Source organism: Nonomuraea sp. NPDC026600 (assembly GCF_040638335.1).
GTDB lineage: Bacteria > Actinomycetota > Actinomycetes > Streptosporangiales > Streptosporangiaceae > Nonomuraea.
Genome location: NZ_JBEZYD010000007.1, coordinates 251,614 through 266,076, shown reverse-complemented (window position 1 = coordinate 266,076; position 14,463 = coordinate 251,614). Strand labels below are relative to the sequence as shown.

General features: G+C 70.1%; 13 protein-coding genes and 1 pseudogene. 5 read left to right on the top strand and 9 right to left on the bottom strand.

The window, feature by feature from the left end; all coding sequences use genetic code 11:
* Positions 1–154: 154 nt before the first annotated feature.
* Positions 155–988, top strand: coding sequence for an SGNH/GDSL hydrolase family protein (locus tag AB0F17_RS19530; protein ID WP_358024604.1), 834 nt, complete (start codon positions 155–157; stop codon positions 986–988).
* Positions 989–998: 10 nt separating this feature from the next.
* On the opposite strand, the gene AB0F17_RS19525 is transcribed toward AB0F17_RS19530, so the two are convergent.
* Positions 999–1,712, bottom strand: a complete 714-nt coding sequence (locus AB0F17_RS19525; protein ID WP_358024601.1) for an HNH endonuclease family protein — start codon at positions 1,710–1,712, stop codon at positions 999–1,001.
* 101 nt (positions 1,713–1,813) lie between these two features.
* Here AB0F17_RS19525 and crcB point away from each other — a divergent pair, with 101 nt between their 5' ends.
* The 3 genes from crcB (at position 1,814) to AB0F17_RS19510 (ending at position 3,594) form a co-directional block, all read left to right on the top strand.
* Entirely contained in the window at positions 1,814–2,269 is a 456-nt protein-coding gene (crcB, locus tag AB0F17_RS19520; protein WP_358024599.1) for a fluoride efflux transporter CrcB, read from the top strand.
* Positions 2,266–2,625: a CrcB family protein gene (locus AB0F17_RS19515; protein ID WP_358024596.1), complete on the top strand. Its 360-nt coding sequence runs from the start codon at positions 2,266–2,268 to the stop codon at positions 2,623–2,625. The genes crcB and AB0F17_RS19515 overlap by 4 nt, the downstream gene beginning before the upstream one ends.
* A gap of 63 nt (positions 2,626–2,688) precedes the next feature.
* On the top strand, positions 2,689–3,594 hold the full coding sequence (locus AB0F17_RS19510) for a trypsin-like peptidase domain-containing protein (RefSeq protein ID WP_358024593.1): 906 nt from the start codon (positions 2,689–2,691) through the stop codon (positions 3,592–3,594).
* A gap of 68 nt (positions 3,595–3,662) precedes the next feature.
* Here the strand turns inward: AB0F17_RS19510 and AB0F17_RS19505 are convergent, their stop codons facing one another.
* The 8 genes and pseudogenes from AB0F17_RS19505 to AB0F17_RS19470 form a co-directional block, all read right to left on the bottom strand.
* Positions 3,663–5,015, bottom strand: a complete 1,353-nt coding sequence (locus tag AB0F17_RS19505) for a glycosyltransferase family 4 protein (RefSeq protein ID WP_358024589.1) — start codon at positions 5,013–5,015, stop codon at positions 3,663–3,665.
* Between the two features lie 156 nt (positions 5,016–5,171).
* Positions 5,172–8,282 (bottom strand): S41 family peptidase, encoded by a 3,111-nt coding sequence (locus tag AB0F17_RS19500; protein ID WP_358024586.1) that lies wholly within the window; start codon positions 8,280–8,282, stop codon positions 5,172–5,174.
* Between the two features lie 62 nt (positions 8,283–8,344).
* The gene (locus AB0F17_RS19495; protein ID WP_358024583.1) at positions 8,345–8,467 is read right to left on the bottom strand and encodes a hypothetical protein; all 123 of its coding nucleotides are present in this window, start codon (positions 8,465–8,467) and stop codon (positions 8,345–8,347) included.
* A gap of 110 nt (positions 8,468–8,577) precedes the next feature.
* Positions 8,578–8,859: a hypothetical protein gene (locus tag AB0F17_RS19490; RefSeq protein WP_358024580.1), complete on the bottom strand. Its 282-nt coding sequence runs from the start codon at positions 8,857–8,859 to the stop codon at positions 8,578–8,580.
* Between the two features lie 391 nt (positions 8,860–9,250).
* Positions 9,251–9,559, bottom strand: a pseudogene (locus AB0F17_RS19485) (GTP-binding protein); the annotation flags it as partial.
* A gap of 41 nt (positions 9,560–9,600) precedes the next feature.
* Entirely contained in the window at positions 9,601–10,551 is a 951-nt protein-coding gene (locus AB0F17_RS19480; RefSeq protein WP_358024577.1) for a hypothetical protein, read from the bottom strand.
* Positions 10,493–11,029 (bottom strand): transposase, encoded by a 537-nt coding sequence (locus tag AB0F17_RS19475; RefSeq protein ID WP_358024574.1) that lies wholly within the window; start codon positions 11,027–11,029, stop codon positions 10,493–10,495. The genes AB0F17_RS19480 and AB0F17_RS19475 overlap by 59 nt, the downstream gene beginning before the upstream one ends.
* A 195-nt stretch (positions 11,030–11,224) precedes the next feature.
* The gene (locus tag AB0F17_RS19470) at positions 11,225–12,046 is read right to left on the bottom strand and encodes a hypothetical protein (protein ID WP_358024571.1); all 822 of its coding nucleotides are present in this window, start codon (positions 12,044–12,046) and stop codon (positions 11,225–11,227) included.
* A 363-nt stretch (positions 12,047–12,409) separates the two neighbouring features.
* On the opposite strand from AB0F17_RS19470, the gene AB0F17_RS19465 reads away from it, so the two are divergent.
* Positions 12,410–14,392, top strand: coding sequence for a transposase (locus AB0F17_RS19465; RefSeq protein WP_358024568.1), 1,983 nt, complete (start codon positions 12,410–12,412; stop codon positions 14,390–14,392).
* Positions 14,393–14,463: the final 71 nt, after the last annotated feature.

Sequence of the window (14,463 nt, the reverse complement as noted above, 5' to 3'; positions counted from 1 at the left end):
TCAACGAACCCAGAAAAAGTGGGAACTCGCATGATATTCGGAGTGGCCGCATCCGATCCGGCCTGTCAAGCGGCGATATGAACACGGTCCTGAGATGGCAGATGTTGCCTTGACGACATAGTCGGCCTCCTCGCCCATCCCTACCTTGGGCCGCATGATCACTCGTCTCGCGCCCGTCTGCGTCGCTGCGCTCGTTCTTCTCGGTTCCGGTACGGCCCAGGCCGCCTCGGCGGAGCCTGTCCCCGAGGTCATGGCGGCGTTGGGCGATTCGGTCTCGGCCGGGTTCAACGCGTGCGGCTGGTACGTCTCCTGCACCTCCCGCTCCTGGTCGGCGGGCGACAACGCCCAGGTGACCAGCCACTACCTGCGGCTGGCCGGGCTGAGCAGGTCGATCCTGGGGCACAACCGCAACTTCGCGGTGCCCGGGTCCACGAGCGCGGACCTGCTGGGGCAGGTGAGGCAGGCGGTGGAGGCCAAAGCGAGTTATGTCACAATCCTCATCGGCGCCCAGGACGCCTGCAAGCCGGCGGAGAAGGACATGACGCCCGTGCAGGTCTACCGGCAGCGGCTCGACGCGGCTCTGGCGGAGTTGCGGGCCGGGATGCCGGGCGTCCGGGTGTTCGTCGCCAGCATTCCGGACCTGCGCCGGTTGTGGCAGGTCGGCAAGGGCAACCCGCTGGCGCGCTCGTTCTGGACGCTCGGCCACATCTGCCCCACGATGCTCGCCTCTCCGTCGTCGATGAAGGCCGCGGACGTGGCGCGGCGGGCCCGGGTGCGGGCGCGGGTGATGGCCTACAACCACGAGGCCGCCGAGGCGTGCGCGACGCTGGGTCCCGCGTGCCGTACGGACGGGGGCGCGGTGTTCGCCTACCCTTTCACGCTCGGCCACATCAGCAAGTGGGACTACTTCCACCCGAACGCCGACGGGCAGCGGGCCCTGGCCGCGCTGACGTTCAAGAACGGGTTCGAGTGGATGGACGTGCGCTGAGCGGCGGCGGTCAGCGGCACTGGGCGAGCATGGTGTTCTTGTCCTCGCGGGTGACGGGCAGGCCGTACTTACCCGCGACCTGGGCGAAGCGGGTGACGTAGGCGCAGCGGATGCGGTGTTGCGGCGGCAGCCAGCCGGCCGGCCCCGAGCCGTCCTTCTGCTCGTTTGCGGCGCCGTCGACGGGCAGGAGGTTGAGCGGGTCGTTGGCGAAGTCGAGGCGCTTGGCCATCGACCAGCGCGGCGTGCCCATCCGCCAGCCGTAGGCGAGCGGGATGACGTGGTCGACCTGGATCTCGTCGGCGTGTTCCTTGCGCCAGTCGATGGTCCTGCCGGTGTAGGGGTCGGTCAGTCGCAGGGAGACGACCTCGCAGCGGGAGCCCTGGCGATACTTGACGTCGAGGCCGTCACGGGCGAGCAGGTCGTCGCGGGTGCGGCAGCCGTTGCGGGCGTACGGGACGTCGGTGGCGGTGTCGGCCCAGTTGTCGCCGTATCTGGTCCGCTCATAACCTGTCTTGGGGCCGCGGTCCTTCACCCGGAGTCCCTTGATGAGGGTGCGGGCGCTGACTTTGTCGGTGTCTTTGGTGATGGGGGCGAGTCCTGGCAGGGTTCCGCTGGTGTTGTTCAGGGGGCTGGCCGCGGTGGCCGGGCTGCTCTTGGTGCCGCCGATGAAGGAGACGACCAGGACACCCCCCGCCAGCAGGGCGATCGTGTCCTTTGCGCTCAAGTACGCCTCCGAGATCTTGGGCACAGGTTCTCTAGAGATCAATTCCCGACATTGTGGTGTTTGACACGGTGAGAGGTTTGAGACGGCAGAGGGAGGGATCTATGACGGACGGTGCTGTTGATCCGGATGTGGATCTCCACGTCCCCGGGCAGCGGGCGGAGCTGTCGTGGGGCGTGCTCGGGGTCATCGCGGCCGGAGGCGCGCTGGGGGCGCTGGCCCGGTACGGGGTGCAGAGCGCGCTGCCCGCCTCGCCTGCCGGGTTCCCGTGGGCGACGTTCTGGGTGAACGTCTCCGGATGCCTGCTGATCGGGGTGCTCATGGTGGTGATCACCGAGGTACGGCGGGCGCATCGGCTGGTGCGGCCGTTCCTCGGGGTCGGGATCCTGGGCGGGTTCACGACGTTCTCCACTTATGTGGTGGATGTGCAGCGGTTGGTGACGTGGGACGCGCCGGTCGCGGGGCTGGTCTATCTGGCGGCGACGATGGTGGCGGCCCTGGTGGCGGTGTGGTGCGGGATGCGGGTGACGCGGTGGCTGGCGCGGAGGTGGGCCCGGTGACGATCCTCTTGATCGTGGTGGGCGCGGCGCTGGGCGCCCCGCTGCGGTATGTGGCGGACCGGGCGGTGCAGGCCTGGCACGACACGGTGTTCCCCTGGGGGACGCTGACGGTGAACGTGGCCGGGTCGGCGGTGCTGGGGTTCCTGGCGGCGCTGCCTGCCGGGGACGGGGTGATGGCGTTCGCGGCCACCGGGTTCTGCGGGGCGCTGAGCACGTACTCGACCCTGGGGTACGAGACCGTGCGGCTGGCCGAGGAGGGCGCCCGCTTCCACGCGGTGGCCAACGCGGTGGCGAGCATCGTGGCCGGGCTGGGGGCGGCCTACTGCGGGGCGGCCCTGGCGCAGGCGGTGAGCTGAAAAAGCTGGTGGCCGTTTTCTCAGTTGCGGAGTAATGATGTAAGCAACTGAGAAGGGGTAGTCATGGATGATTACTCCCGTGTCGTCTCATCGGTGGCGGCCGAGCTGCTGCCGAAGGTGGCCAGCGTGCGGGCGGAGCGGGGCAGCGGGTCGGCGGTGGTCTTCACGGCCGATGGGTTCCTGCTGACGAACGCGCACGTGGTGGGCTCGTCGAGGGCGGGCACGGTGGCGTTCGCCGACGGGTCGTCGGGTGAGTTCCTGGTGGTGGGGCGGGATCCGCTGTCGGATCTGGCGGTGATCAGGGCGCAGGTGCCCACGCCCGGGCCCGTCGTCCTGGGAGACAGCGACGAGCTGGTGGTGGGGCAGCTCGTGGTGGCGGTCGGCAGCCCGCTGGGGCTGGCCGGTTCGGTGACGGCCGGCGTGGTGTCCGGGCTGGGACGGTCGTTACCGGCCCGCAGCGGCCAGGCCGTACGCCTCATCGAGGACGTGATCCAGACGGACGCGGCGCTGAACCCCGGCAACTCGGGCGGGGCGCTGGCCGACTCGCGGGGGCGGGTGGTCGGCGTCAACACCGCCGTGGCCGGTGTCGGAGTGGGGCTGGCCGTGCCGGTCAACAGCACGACGCGGGCGATCATCGCCACGCTGATCAAGGACGGCCGGGTACGACGGGCCTACCTGGGGCTGGTGACCTCGCCGGCGCCGCTGGCCGAGCCGCTGCGGCGGCGGACCGGCCAGGACACCGCGCTGCGGGTGGTGGAGGTGATGCCCGGATCGCCCGCGGACCGGGCCGGCCTGCGGGCGGGGGATCTGGTGCTGAGCGCGGACCGCCATCCGGTGGGCGACGCGCAGAGCCTGCAGCGGCTGATGTTCGCCGACGCGATCGGGCGGCCCCTGCCCGTCACGGTGCACCGCAACGGGGCGCTGGTGGACGTCATCGCGGAGCCGGTCGAGCTGACGAGCCGTACCTGACCGTGCTGCCCGACCGTGCTGATCGTCCGCCTGGTGACGTCCGCCCGCGTCGAGCGGGGGCGCGGACGTCAGGCGGGCGGCGGGGCCTGCGCGGGGTCGGCCGCCGGTACCTGCGCGGGCGGGGCGGGCTCGACCTGCGCCTGTGCTTCTGCGGGCGGGGCCGGACGGACGTAGGTGCCGTTGCGGCGGGCCAGGAGCTCGGCGAAGAGGGCGTCCCACTGGGCGCCGATGGCGTCGACGTCGTAGGTGCGCGCGGTCTCCAGCGCCCCGGCCGCCAGGTGGCGGCGTAGTTGCTCGTCCTCGATGACGCGCAGGAGCGAGGTGGCGAGGTTGGCGTTGGTACGCGGCTTGACCAGCAACCCGTCGACCTCGTCGCTGATCATTTCCTTGGGCCCGTGCGGGCTGTTGAAGCTGACGATGGCCAGTCCCTTGGCCATGGCCTCCAGGATGGTCATCGGGAAGCCCTCGTGGCGCGAGCTGAGCACGAAGACGGACGCCTTCTCCAGCTCGGCGCCGACGTCAGCGGTGGCGCCGGGTAGTTCGATCTTGCCTTCGAGGCCGGCGTCGATCACCTGCTGGCGCAGGTTCTCCTCCTGGGGACCGGCGCCGAAGATGCGCAGCGTCCAGTCGGGGTGGGTCTTGGCGACCTCTTCCCAGGCGACGATGAGCCGGTGGAAGCCCTTGAGGCGGGTCAGCCTGCCGACGGCGATGACGACCTTGGCGTCGAGCTTGGCCACGTCGCCGCTCATGGGCGGCACGGCGTTGGGGATGCGGACCAGCCGCTTCGGCTTCTTGGGCAGGGTGGCGCGATAGTCGCGCAGGTCCGCCTTGGTGAGGGTGGCGAGGGCGTCGAAGCGGCGGTAGCGCCACTTGATGAGCTCCTGCATCGCCTCCGGCTGGGTGCGCAGGGCGACGTGCTCCTGGCCGATGGTGATGACGCTGGGCAGCGCTAACTGGGCCATCGCGAGGTTGAGGCCGGGCCTGGTGGAGATGAGGATCCCGGTGTCGAGCGAGCGGATGTAGCGGGCCAGCTTGAGGTCGGTCCAGAGGTTGAAGCGGTGGTAGGCCGACTCCTCCGGCGGGATGATCTTGCTCGGCATCTTCGACAGCATCGCGCGCACCGGGTCCGGGCCGGGGTTCATCCGGTCGTCCAGGAAGCGGAACTTGACCCGCGGGTCGATGGGGAAGAAGGGCTCCTCGGCCTCTTTCAAGATGCTGACGATCTCGACGTCGTGGTGCTCGGCCAGATAACTGGCGAGGTTGAACACCGTCCTGATCGTGCCGCCCATGCCGTACGCGTGCAGGATCAGAATGCTGACCTTGTCCGTGGACGGCGGCGGCGCCTTGCGCACCATGCGACGGTTGTAGCCCTTGTACAGCCGGACCATCGCCGACTTGCCCTTGCGTGCCAGTGCGCGCACCTGAGAAGTCCCCCTTGGACTGAGAGTGTCACTACACAAGTGGCCGATAGCGATACGTACCCGCTCGCCTCCGGCTTATTGTCCCGCTTCGGCGGAGTGTCCCGTCCATCCCCGAGGACTAACCCCACACATGATCTATAGACGTTGCAAATCGCCTTAAGGTTGCATCCGTGGCCGGTGTGTTGGATCCGGTGTGTGCGGGGGGTGTTCGGCCAGCAGGCCGAGTATCACGTCGATGGCCTTCTCGAGCTGGGTGTCCGTGCCCGCCGCGTAGTCCTGCGGGGTGATGTCGATCTCCAGATCGGGGTCGGTGCCGTAGTTCTCGACCCGCCAGCCCACGTCGTCGAAGGCGAAGGAGAACTCTGGCTGGGTGGTAAGAGTGCCGTCGGCCAATCGGTGCCGCGGCCAGATGCCGATGACGCCGCCCCAGGTTCGCTTGCCGATGAGGGGGCCGAGGCCCAGCAGCTTGAAGGTGTGGCTGAAGATGTCGCCGTCGGAGCCGGTCCACTCGTTGGTGAGGGCGACCAGCGGGCCGCGCGGCGACTCCGGCGGGTAGGGCGCGGGATCTCCCCAGCGGGGGTAGTCGTAACCGAGGCGGCGGCGGGCCAGCTTCTCCAGCAGCAGCGCCGAGACGTTGCCGCCGCCGTTGAAGCGGACGTCGACGATGAGGGCGTCGCGGTCGTACTCGGCCAGGAAACCGCGGTGGAACTCGGCGAACCCCTCCGTGCCCATGTCGGGAACGTGCAGGTAACCGACGCGGCCGTCCGAACGCTGATGGCACCGGGCGCGGTTGAGGTTGACCCAGTCGCGGTAGCGGGCGGGCCGCTCGTCGGCGATGGCGCGGACCGTGGCGGTGAAGAGGCGCTCGCCGCGGCGCAGAGTGAGCTCGACCTCCTCGTCGGCCAGGTTGACCAGGCGTTCGTTCGGGGTGGCGGTCTCCCCGATGGGGGCGCCGTTGATGGCCAGGACCGCGTCGCCCGGCCGTACGTCGAGACCGAGCCGGTTGAGCGGTGAGGTGGCATCGGGGTCCCACAGGTCGCCGATGACGATCGCGCCGATGTGGTAGACGCCGTCGCGGTGGTCCCAGTCGACGCCGAGCTTGCCCTGCGTGTATTCGGGGCCGGGCCGGTACTCGCCGCCGCTCTCGAAGGCGTGGCTGGTGGCCAGCTCGCCGTGGAGCTCCCACAGCAGGTCGGAGAACTCGCCCCGGGTGCTGACGCGCTCCACGAGCGGCAGGTAGCGCTCGTAGACCTCGGCCCAGTCGACGCCGGACATGTCCTCGGTCCAGAAGTTCTCGCGCTGCAGGCGCCACGCCTCCCGGAACATCTGCCGCCACTCCGCGGCCGGGCAGACCGACACCTTGATCCGCGACAGGTCGATCCACCCGCTCTCGCGGCCCGGGGTGTCGTCGTCGTCAGGGATCTCGGTGGCCTTCAGCACGCGCAGCCGATCGCCCGCCCGGTACAGGAGCGTCTTGTGGTCGCGGCCCAGCTCGAAGTCGGTGACGCCGCGGGCGAACGTCTCGCTCTCCCCCTTGGCGAAGTCGTACAGGTCCAGGACGTTGTCACCCTGCAGCGGGCTGCTGAGGATGAGGGCCTTGCCGGGCAGCCCGGCGATGCGCTCGTAGCGGCCTTCCGGCAGCGGGAACGCGGTGACGCGGCGGGCCAGCCCGTCGAGGTCCACGCGCAGCGGCTCGGGCTCCTCCTTCTCCTCTTCCTCGTCGTCCTCGTCCTTGGCCCCCAGGGGGCGCGGCTGCGGGACGAACGGGTCGGGGACGTCCCGGCGCAGCGCGATGGCGTAGGGGCGGGTGCCGAGCGGGAAGCCGAGGTCGAACTGGAGCTGGTCGTAGACGGGGGAGAAGACGCGCTGGCCGATGAAGTACAGGTAGCGGCCGCGCGGGTCGAAGGCGGGACGGGAGTCTTCGAGGAGGGGTTCGGTGGCGGGCACGGTCTGGCCGGTCGCGGGGTGGTGCAGCATGATCGCGGTGGTGTGGGCGTTCAGCGGGCTGGCGTACGCGAGCCACTGGCCGTCGTGCGACCAGGCGGGGTCCGCGGGCGGCCCGTGCGGGTTGGCCTCGACGAGTACGGCCTGCCCGGTGGCCAGGTCGACGAGGTACAGCTCGTCGCGGTGGTTGGTGACGGCGACGCGGTCATGGACGGGGTCGGGCATCAGCGCGGTGATCCGCCCGAGCCGGGCGATGCTCCGGGCGCTCGCGTCGCCGAGGATGACCAGCTGTTCCTCGTCACTGTCGTCACTGGCGGCGGCGATGAGGCGGCGGCCGTCGTTGAGACAGGTCAGGAACCGGTAGCGGACGCCGTCCGGCTCGCCATGCTGCCGGACCGGCCCCTCCCAACCGGCCATGGCGTACGCCTTGCCGCGCGCGGTGACGGCCAGGGCGCTGCCGTCGGGACTGAGCGTGGCGCTGTCGAGGTAGTCGTCGGCGTCCACGAACCTGCGGTTGCGCTGGGTCCTGGAGCTGGCCAGCCGCACGTCGATCCGGTGGGGCGCGTCCCCGGGATCGAGCAGGTAGAGGTCGGCGCCCGCGTGGTAGACGAGGCGGTGGCCGTCGCCGGACAGGTTGCGGGCGTAGTAGTCCTCGTGGTGGGTGTGCTTGCGCAGGTCGTCGCCGTCGGGAGTGCAGGAGTACACGTTGCCGACGCCTTCGTGGTCGGACAGGAAGCAGACGCGGTCGCCGCTCCAGCAAGGGGAGGCCAGATTGCCGGGCAGGCGGATGAGCCGGCGGAAGTGGCCTTCGCCCTCGGGGTCGATCCACAGGTCGCCGACGGTGCCGCCGCGGTAGCGCTTCCAGCGTGCCGGGTCGGCGGTGTTGCGGCCCAGGACGATCATGCCGTCCGGGCCGTGGGCGATGGAGTTCGCGGGGCCGTACGGCAGGCGTTGCGGCACGCCGCCCGGCGCGACGCGGTGCAGCCACTTGCGGCCCTCGAAGGGCTGGCTCTCGTCGCTGGCGTACAGGATGCGGCCCTCGGGGTCCCAGCCGGTGACGGCGCAGCGGGACCCGTGATAGGTGACCCGCCGGGCCGCGCCCCCGTCGGCGGGCATGACGTACACCTCTTCCTGGCCTTCCTCGCGTCCGACGAAGGCGAGCTGGTCGCCGCGCGGCGAGATGCGCGGGTATCCGGCCTCGGCGACCCCGGCGGTCAGGCGGAAGGCGCGCCCGCCGAGGGCGGAGACCATCCACAGGTCGTCCTCGGCGGCGAAGACGACGACGTCCTGGAAGACGGCGGGGAAGCGGAGATAGGCCGTCATGGTGTCGCTCCGTGGTCAGGCAGCCGGGACTCCGGCCGCGGCTGCCTGATCATTTCACCGGGTCACGCCACGTCGGGCTTCTTGGGCTCCTTCTTGGCGTCCTTGGACTCCTTGACCTGGCGGCTGGACTTGATCGCCTGTTTCTTGGATTTGCCGGTCTTGGCGGCCGGCTTCTTGTTCGCCATGGTTCCCCCGAACGGATGATGTTGGATTACCGCATCAACGCATTTAGTACCCATTTCAGGCATAAATCCGACATGTCGGTCACTTTGGGCGGAGGGATGGTGACCTATCGTCATCCGCGAGCGGGACGGTCACCGAAGGGCTGCGACCACCACACCCCCTCGCCGTGCGACAGCCCGGGCAGCGCCAGCTCGAACTCATGCACCGCCACGGCCGGGATCTCGCCGCTGACCAGCCACACCGCCTCCCGCCGCACGGCATCGGCCACCACGGCGCCCAGCGCCGCCAGGCGTACGGTCACCGCGCTCAGCGACTCCGGCGGCACCTCCAGCTCGAAGCGGTGGCACGGCTCGTACACCCGCGTGCCCGCCCGGCGCAGCGCGCGCCGCAGCACGATCGCCGTCCGCCCGCGGAAGTCGGCCGCGGTACTGACGGGGTGCGCTCGATCGCGAGCACCGTCGCTCCGACCGTCTCACCCGCGCTGCCACCAGACGCGGCCGTGGTCGGCGGCAACTGGAACCCGTCGAGCAAATCACCCACACCCCGCCTGGTCATCGCCGACCCGAACAGCGCCGGATGCAGCACCCCATCGGCGCACTGCCGAGCCATTGCCGCCCGCGCCTGCTTGCCATCAGGCACCTGGCCCTCGACGGGCAACTCCAGGATGCCGTCGTCATACTCGGTCATCCCGTCGGCGAGCGCGGAATCGCCGGAACCGCCCTCCTCGTCCGGGCCGATGGTGTGTGCCATGTGGGCGTTCGGGCTGCTGATCTCTCGTACGGTGTTCAAGGCGACACAGTATGGCGAGAGCCGCCGCCGGATGTCGTCCAGCAGTTCCGCTCTCGAGGTCCAGCCCGGTCGATCTTGCGAAGATCAGCGTAGGCGCCCGCAGCCTGCGCAGCGTCTTCGTCAGAACCCGCGAGTGCGGCTGGACCCCTTCGACGGCCGACGGCACCAGGGCGGGCGCCGTTGAGCGCGCCGAGCGCCCGTTCGACCTTGGCCACGAAGTGGGCGTGGCCGGGCGTGTCGATCAGTTTGCCCCGCAGGTCACCTACGGCGAAGGGGGCGAAGGTGGTACGGATGGTGATGGTGCGGCGCCGCTCGAGGTCCTAGTCAAGCAAGCAGGCCTTGCGTTTTAACGTGACGGGGTCGCCTTCTTGATCGCCGGGTGGCGTTGAGCCGGGGTGCTGGTGCGGCCTTTGGAGCGTCCCGGGCCTGCCTTGGAGGGTTTCGGCGGAGTAGCGGGTGTGCCGATGATCGGCAGTACTCGGGCGAAATCCCGGCGGACTCGTCCGGGCGAGAACCGACGGTGGTGGCGGCGTTCCCAAAGATAGCGTTGATCTTGGGCGAGGTGGCGAGCCAGCAAGATCTGGGCGTAGGCGGCCAGCAGCACCCAGGTCCAGCGCATCGCCTGGTCGGGGTGGCGCAGCGCCATGCTGGTCCAGCCGAGCACGCTCTTGAGAAACTTCAGATAGTGCTCGATGTCGAACCGGCGGAGATACGATCTCCAGCATCGTTCCAGGTCGGGGGTGCCTTGCCCGGACCAGAACAACCACATCGGCTTCGGCGCGGGGCGGCGGCCACCGGGCAGCCGTTCGACCTGAACGCGGATGACGGTGCCGGACAGGATCGGCGCTTCGGCCCGGTGGGCGAAGTGGCCCTTCTTGTCCAGCTTGGGGTGCAGGCCGTCCCAGGAGGTGACGGTGAGTTGGCCGTAGTACTCATCGGAGACGGTTAGCTGCTGGTCGGGTTCGCCCCAGGACTCGGGCCGGGCGCAGGAGAACTGCTCGCCGTAGCGGCGGGGCCGCCCGGCACGGCCGCCGTTGCCGGGCAGGCGGGGCGGCGGGTCACGATACAGCAGCCGGTCGTTGCGGATCCGCACCAGCACCTCAAGGTCGTCGTTGCCGACCGTGGCGTGCACCCCGCACAGCTGGTGGTGCGTCCCGGCGGGTAGCTCGGCGCAGTACTGGGCGTGCTCGCCGCTCACATCGCGTTCGCCGTGCAGTTCGTAGACCAGCACGGCCAGGTCATATCCGGCGTCGTGGACGAACAGCTTGCGCTCGGTGCAGTCGGCCGGCCAGGGCACCGAGCTGCTCCACGGCGGTCAGCGTCTGCGCCGGGCCGCCGATGGCCACCCGAACCGCGTCCATCGGCGCCACCCATGAATCGTGATCATCGTTGAGCTGCGTCACGTGCTGCCAGGCCCAGCCGGGCACCCCGCCATCCACCCCACCCGGCCCGGACAGGTGATGCCACTCCCGGCCGGGACTGGTCTCGGCGTAGGGGCGCGGGTGGGTGCTGGCATCCACCGCGAAGGTCAACGGCCACCCAGGCGGGCCGGCGGCCACCAGCAACTCACGCACCCGGTCGGAGTCGATCCGGCCTGCGGCCAGGGCGTCATACAGGCTGCCCCAACTGCGGCGGAAGACCGGCTCCAGGCTCAGATACGGCAGCGAGGTGATCGACGGTGCGGTCAGCACCGCGTCGGACAGCTCGAATAACGCATCCGCACGCGCGGTCAGGCAGTCATACCAGCCCGCACGGAACTCCGCCAGCTTCGCCATCGACGACGCACTCGTCGTCGAGGCCACTCCCGCGCAGCGGCGCACCCGTCATACTGGACCCCACGGCCATCGGTTTGGATCTTCGAGTTTCTTCGCAGAACAGAAGATCGACGATGGCCGTACCCATGTCACGACGCCGGGCCGAACATCCACTCAATCGTGATCAACCGGCACGGGCCACCTCAAAACGCAAGCTCAATCGAACCAGAGCGACTTCCAGTGCAGGGGTGCCAGGTCGCGCGAGGTGAACCACCCCGGCCGGGACCGGAGTTCCGCCTCCGACCACAGTAAGATCCAGTTGACGTGGTTGGGCATCATGTAGTCCTCGCGCGGGTTGTAGATGACGATCTCCCGCACGCCGAAGTCGTCGGCGAAGAAGCGCGGCTGCCGGAAGAAGAGGTTGTAGCTCGCGCCGCGGCGGGCGTAGAAGTACTTCTCCGCGCCGGTCACCGACGTCCCGTAGTCCCGGTTGACGGCCTCCAGCGACTCCGGATAGCCGCCGTACTGCGCCCTGTGCCGCTCGATGTCGGCGATCAACGGCGCGGCGGCTCTGATCGCCTGGTCCCGGCTCATATCCGTGACCGGCCCGGCCAGCGTGACCTGTGCCGCCAGCGACACCAGCGGTGCGACGACCAGGTACACCGGCACCGGGCTGAAGCCGCGCGACGGCTGCCGCACCTGCCTGACCCAGTGGGCCGCCAGCAGCCCCCACAGGCCTAAGGTGGCCAGGCCCAGCGCCCAACCGGCGACCAGGACCGCGAACGTCGCCACGATGATGGCGACCAGTGAGGCCAGCGCGAGCGACACCACGGCGAGCCGGCTACGACGCCCGCGCGCCTCCTGGATCACCCACGCGATGGCCACGGGAAGGAGGATCAGTCCGGCCAGCCCGAGAACCTGGGCCAGGAGGGACAGCGGCATGGCCACCGGGTCGTACTCGCCAGGCAGGAACGGGTAGAGAATCACGAGCACCAGCAGCGCTGCGCCCAAGGCGATGCGAACCACGGTGGGGGTCATGGGGGACACGGTAGGCGCGGCAGGTGCAGATGGCGAAGGCGACCCCGTCACGTTAAAACGCAAGCAGGCAGATCAGAACGTTATCGTTCACATGTTCTACCCGCCAAGGTCAACCGATGGTAATCTTTCAGTTGCTGATCGTGAGGTTGCGTTTCGGAGGGGTGGGGGTTCAGGCATGCGGGCGTACCGGCTCCCCTCCGATCGCGACGTGCTGAGCGCGTGGTGCACCTGTTGCCGCGACCGCCGCCCGGCCGACGCCCTCGTACCCGCATGTGGTCGCCGGCCGTCGAGCGGTGCTCAGGTGGCGGCCGATCTGCGCGCGGTTCGTCGCCTTCGGCCCCACTCCCGAGACGGGAGCGGTGCGTGAGTGAACTCACCGCGACGGCCTCTTGCACCGCCTATGCGGCGGTGGTGGAGGCGAGCGGCGAGGTCGTTTCGCGGGGCCTGCTGGTGCGGCGGGTGGGCTGGCTGGCTGGTCTGGCGCGCGACCTGACCGCCCGTCTGGTGGCGGCCCGGTGGAATGCGGCTGATCTGGGCGCTTTGGCGTCCGGGGTGGGGTTGGACGGGCGGGCGTTGCCGTCGAAGGGCTGGATGGCTGTCCGGCGGCTGGGCTGGGGTGTGGGCCCAGAGCCGGGCGTGTACGTCTGTGATCGGGTGGTGCGGTGCGCGCAGGAGCAGGCCGCTCGTGCCTTGCGGCTGGCGCTGTATCGGCGCCGGCTGGCGGCGGCGATCGTGGCCACCTGGCCGCGGAATACGAGTGCACGCACCGGCGCCGAATGGGACGCGCTGCGCGCGCTGCTGCCGGACAGGGTGAGCGCGGCCGACATCCGTAACCGGACCCGGCAGATCCGCGCGTATCTCGACCAGCATGAGGTGTTGCCGGCCGATCTGACCGAACTGGAGGAGCCGCCGAACGTCGCGGCGCAGATCGTGCTGGCGGCGGCCGACCGGCAGCTGCTCACCCTGCAGCGCACCGGCAGCCGCAGCGCCCGCTTGCGGGTGCGGCTTCCCCTGGTCGAATCGCCCGCCTCCGCTAGGGACTGGGCCTGGCATGTGCTGCCCGTCGGCTTGCCGCCGACGGTGCCGCCTGAGGCGGCGTTGTGCGCCCCCACTGTGCGGGTGGCCAAGGGTCGGGTACGCGTTGATCTGCCGTTTCAGATCCCGGTCGGCTTTGCGCCCGCTGCCGGTCATGTGATCGGGTGCGGCTTCGACTGGGGCGTCAACACGCTGCTGACCGGAGTGGCCGGGCGTCTGGCCGGTGGGCGGGTGATCAGTGATGGGCGGCCGTTCGCCTACGATGCGAGCGGCATCTGCGCCAAGCTGCACCGGCTGCGGGCCGAGCGTGAGCACCTGGCCGCCAAGCACCGGCACCTGGAAAGGCTGCTGGCGGGGATGACGCTTGCTGATTCCCGCTCCGTCGCGTTGAGTACGGCCTGGCAGCGCATCGGGGTTGAGCATGAGCGGCTGTGTGCCCGCATCCGGCAGCTGAACAAGGCGCTGGCCTGGTCGGCGGCCCGCTGGGTGGTCGATCAGGCCGCCGCCGCGAGGGCGACGGTCATCTATGTGGAGGACCTGGCCACCTTGGAGGCGCGTGGGCGCCGAGGCAGCGTGAACGCGCGCCTGTCGGGGCAGGTGCGCGGGCGGATTGTCGAGGCGATCCGGCACCTGGCGGCCAAGAACGCCATCGCGGTGGTCACCGTCCCGGCGCGTGGGACCTCCCGGTACTGCCCCCGGTGCGGGGAGGGCACGTCGGTGCTCAAGCATTGCCCGGCCCCTGATCGGCTGGCCGAGCGGGGCTGGCGGTGGGCCTACTGCCCGGCCTGCGGCCTGTCGTGTGACCGGGACTGGGCAGCGGCCGAGCGGATCCTCGCGCGCGGCCTGCTGGGCCAGAACGCCACCCGCACCCACCGCTCGACCGGGGCGCGTACCATCGCCACCGTCGTGGAGGGCAACGTGGCCCGCGCCCGCCGAAGACGCAAACCCACCCGGGCGGCCCGGCGCGCCCGCCGCACCCGAACAGACCTGCACCCCCGACCGGCAGCGCGGGACAGGGCCAAAAACCGTCCCACCCCGAAACGGCCCACCCGCACCTCAGCCAACCCACGAAACAACTCGATGACTTCCAGCCGTGTGCCCGACCGGCGTACGGTGCCCGCCCCACCGCCCACCGGCGGTGGACAGCGTCCGGCGGGCCATGCACCCAAGGCGGGACGGCGCCAGCCGTACCGGACAGGGCATGTCAGGAACTCTCACCATCGGACCGGCTTCCACCACGCCAAAGCCACCCCCGTGCTCATCGAGCACGGGAGCGGCCCAGGCCAGGCCACGCCCGTCCGAGTTACCTGACCCCTTCAGGCCACCACAGGGAATTCAAGACGCTGGTCTTACCCGCCGCGAGGATGCTGATGTTGAGGATG

What these genes read in the sequence shown, in the direction of transcription:
- AB0F17_RS19475 (WP_358024574.1), bottom strand. Translation starts at nt 11,029, where the DNA reads ATGGCGAAGCTGGCGGAGTTCCGTGCGGGCTGGTATGACTGCCTGACC.
- AB0F17_RS19495 (WP_358024583.1), bottom strand. Translation starts at nt 8,467, where the DNA reads ATGGCGAACAAGAAGCCGGCCGCCAAGACCGGCAAATCCAAGAAACAG.
- crcB (WP_358024599.1), top strand. Translation starts at nt 1,814, where the DNA reads ATGACGGACGGTGCTGTTGATCCGGATGTGGATCTCCACGTCCCCGGG.
- AB0F17_RS19500 (WP_358024586.1), bottom strand. Translation starts at nt 8,282, where the DNA reads ATGACGGCCTATCTCCGCTTCCCCGCCGTCTTCCAGGACGTCGTCGTC.
- AB0F17_RS19510 (WP_358024593.1), top strand. Translation starts at nt 2,689, where the DNA reads ATGGATGATTACTCCCGTGTCGTCTCATCGGTGGCGGCCGAGCTGCTG.
- AB0F17_RS19530 (WP_358024604.1), top strand. Translation starts at nt 155, where the DNA reads ATGATCACTCGTCTCGCGCCCGTCTGCGTCGCTGCGCTCGTTCTTCTC.
- AB0F17_RS19470 (WP_358024571.1), bottom strand. Translation starts at nt 12,046, where the DNA reads ATGACCCCCACCGTGGTTCGCATCGCCTTGGGCGCAGCGCTGCTGGTG.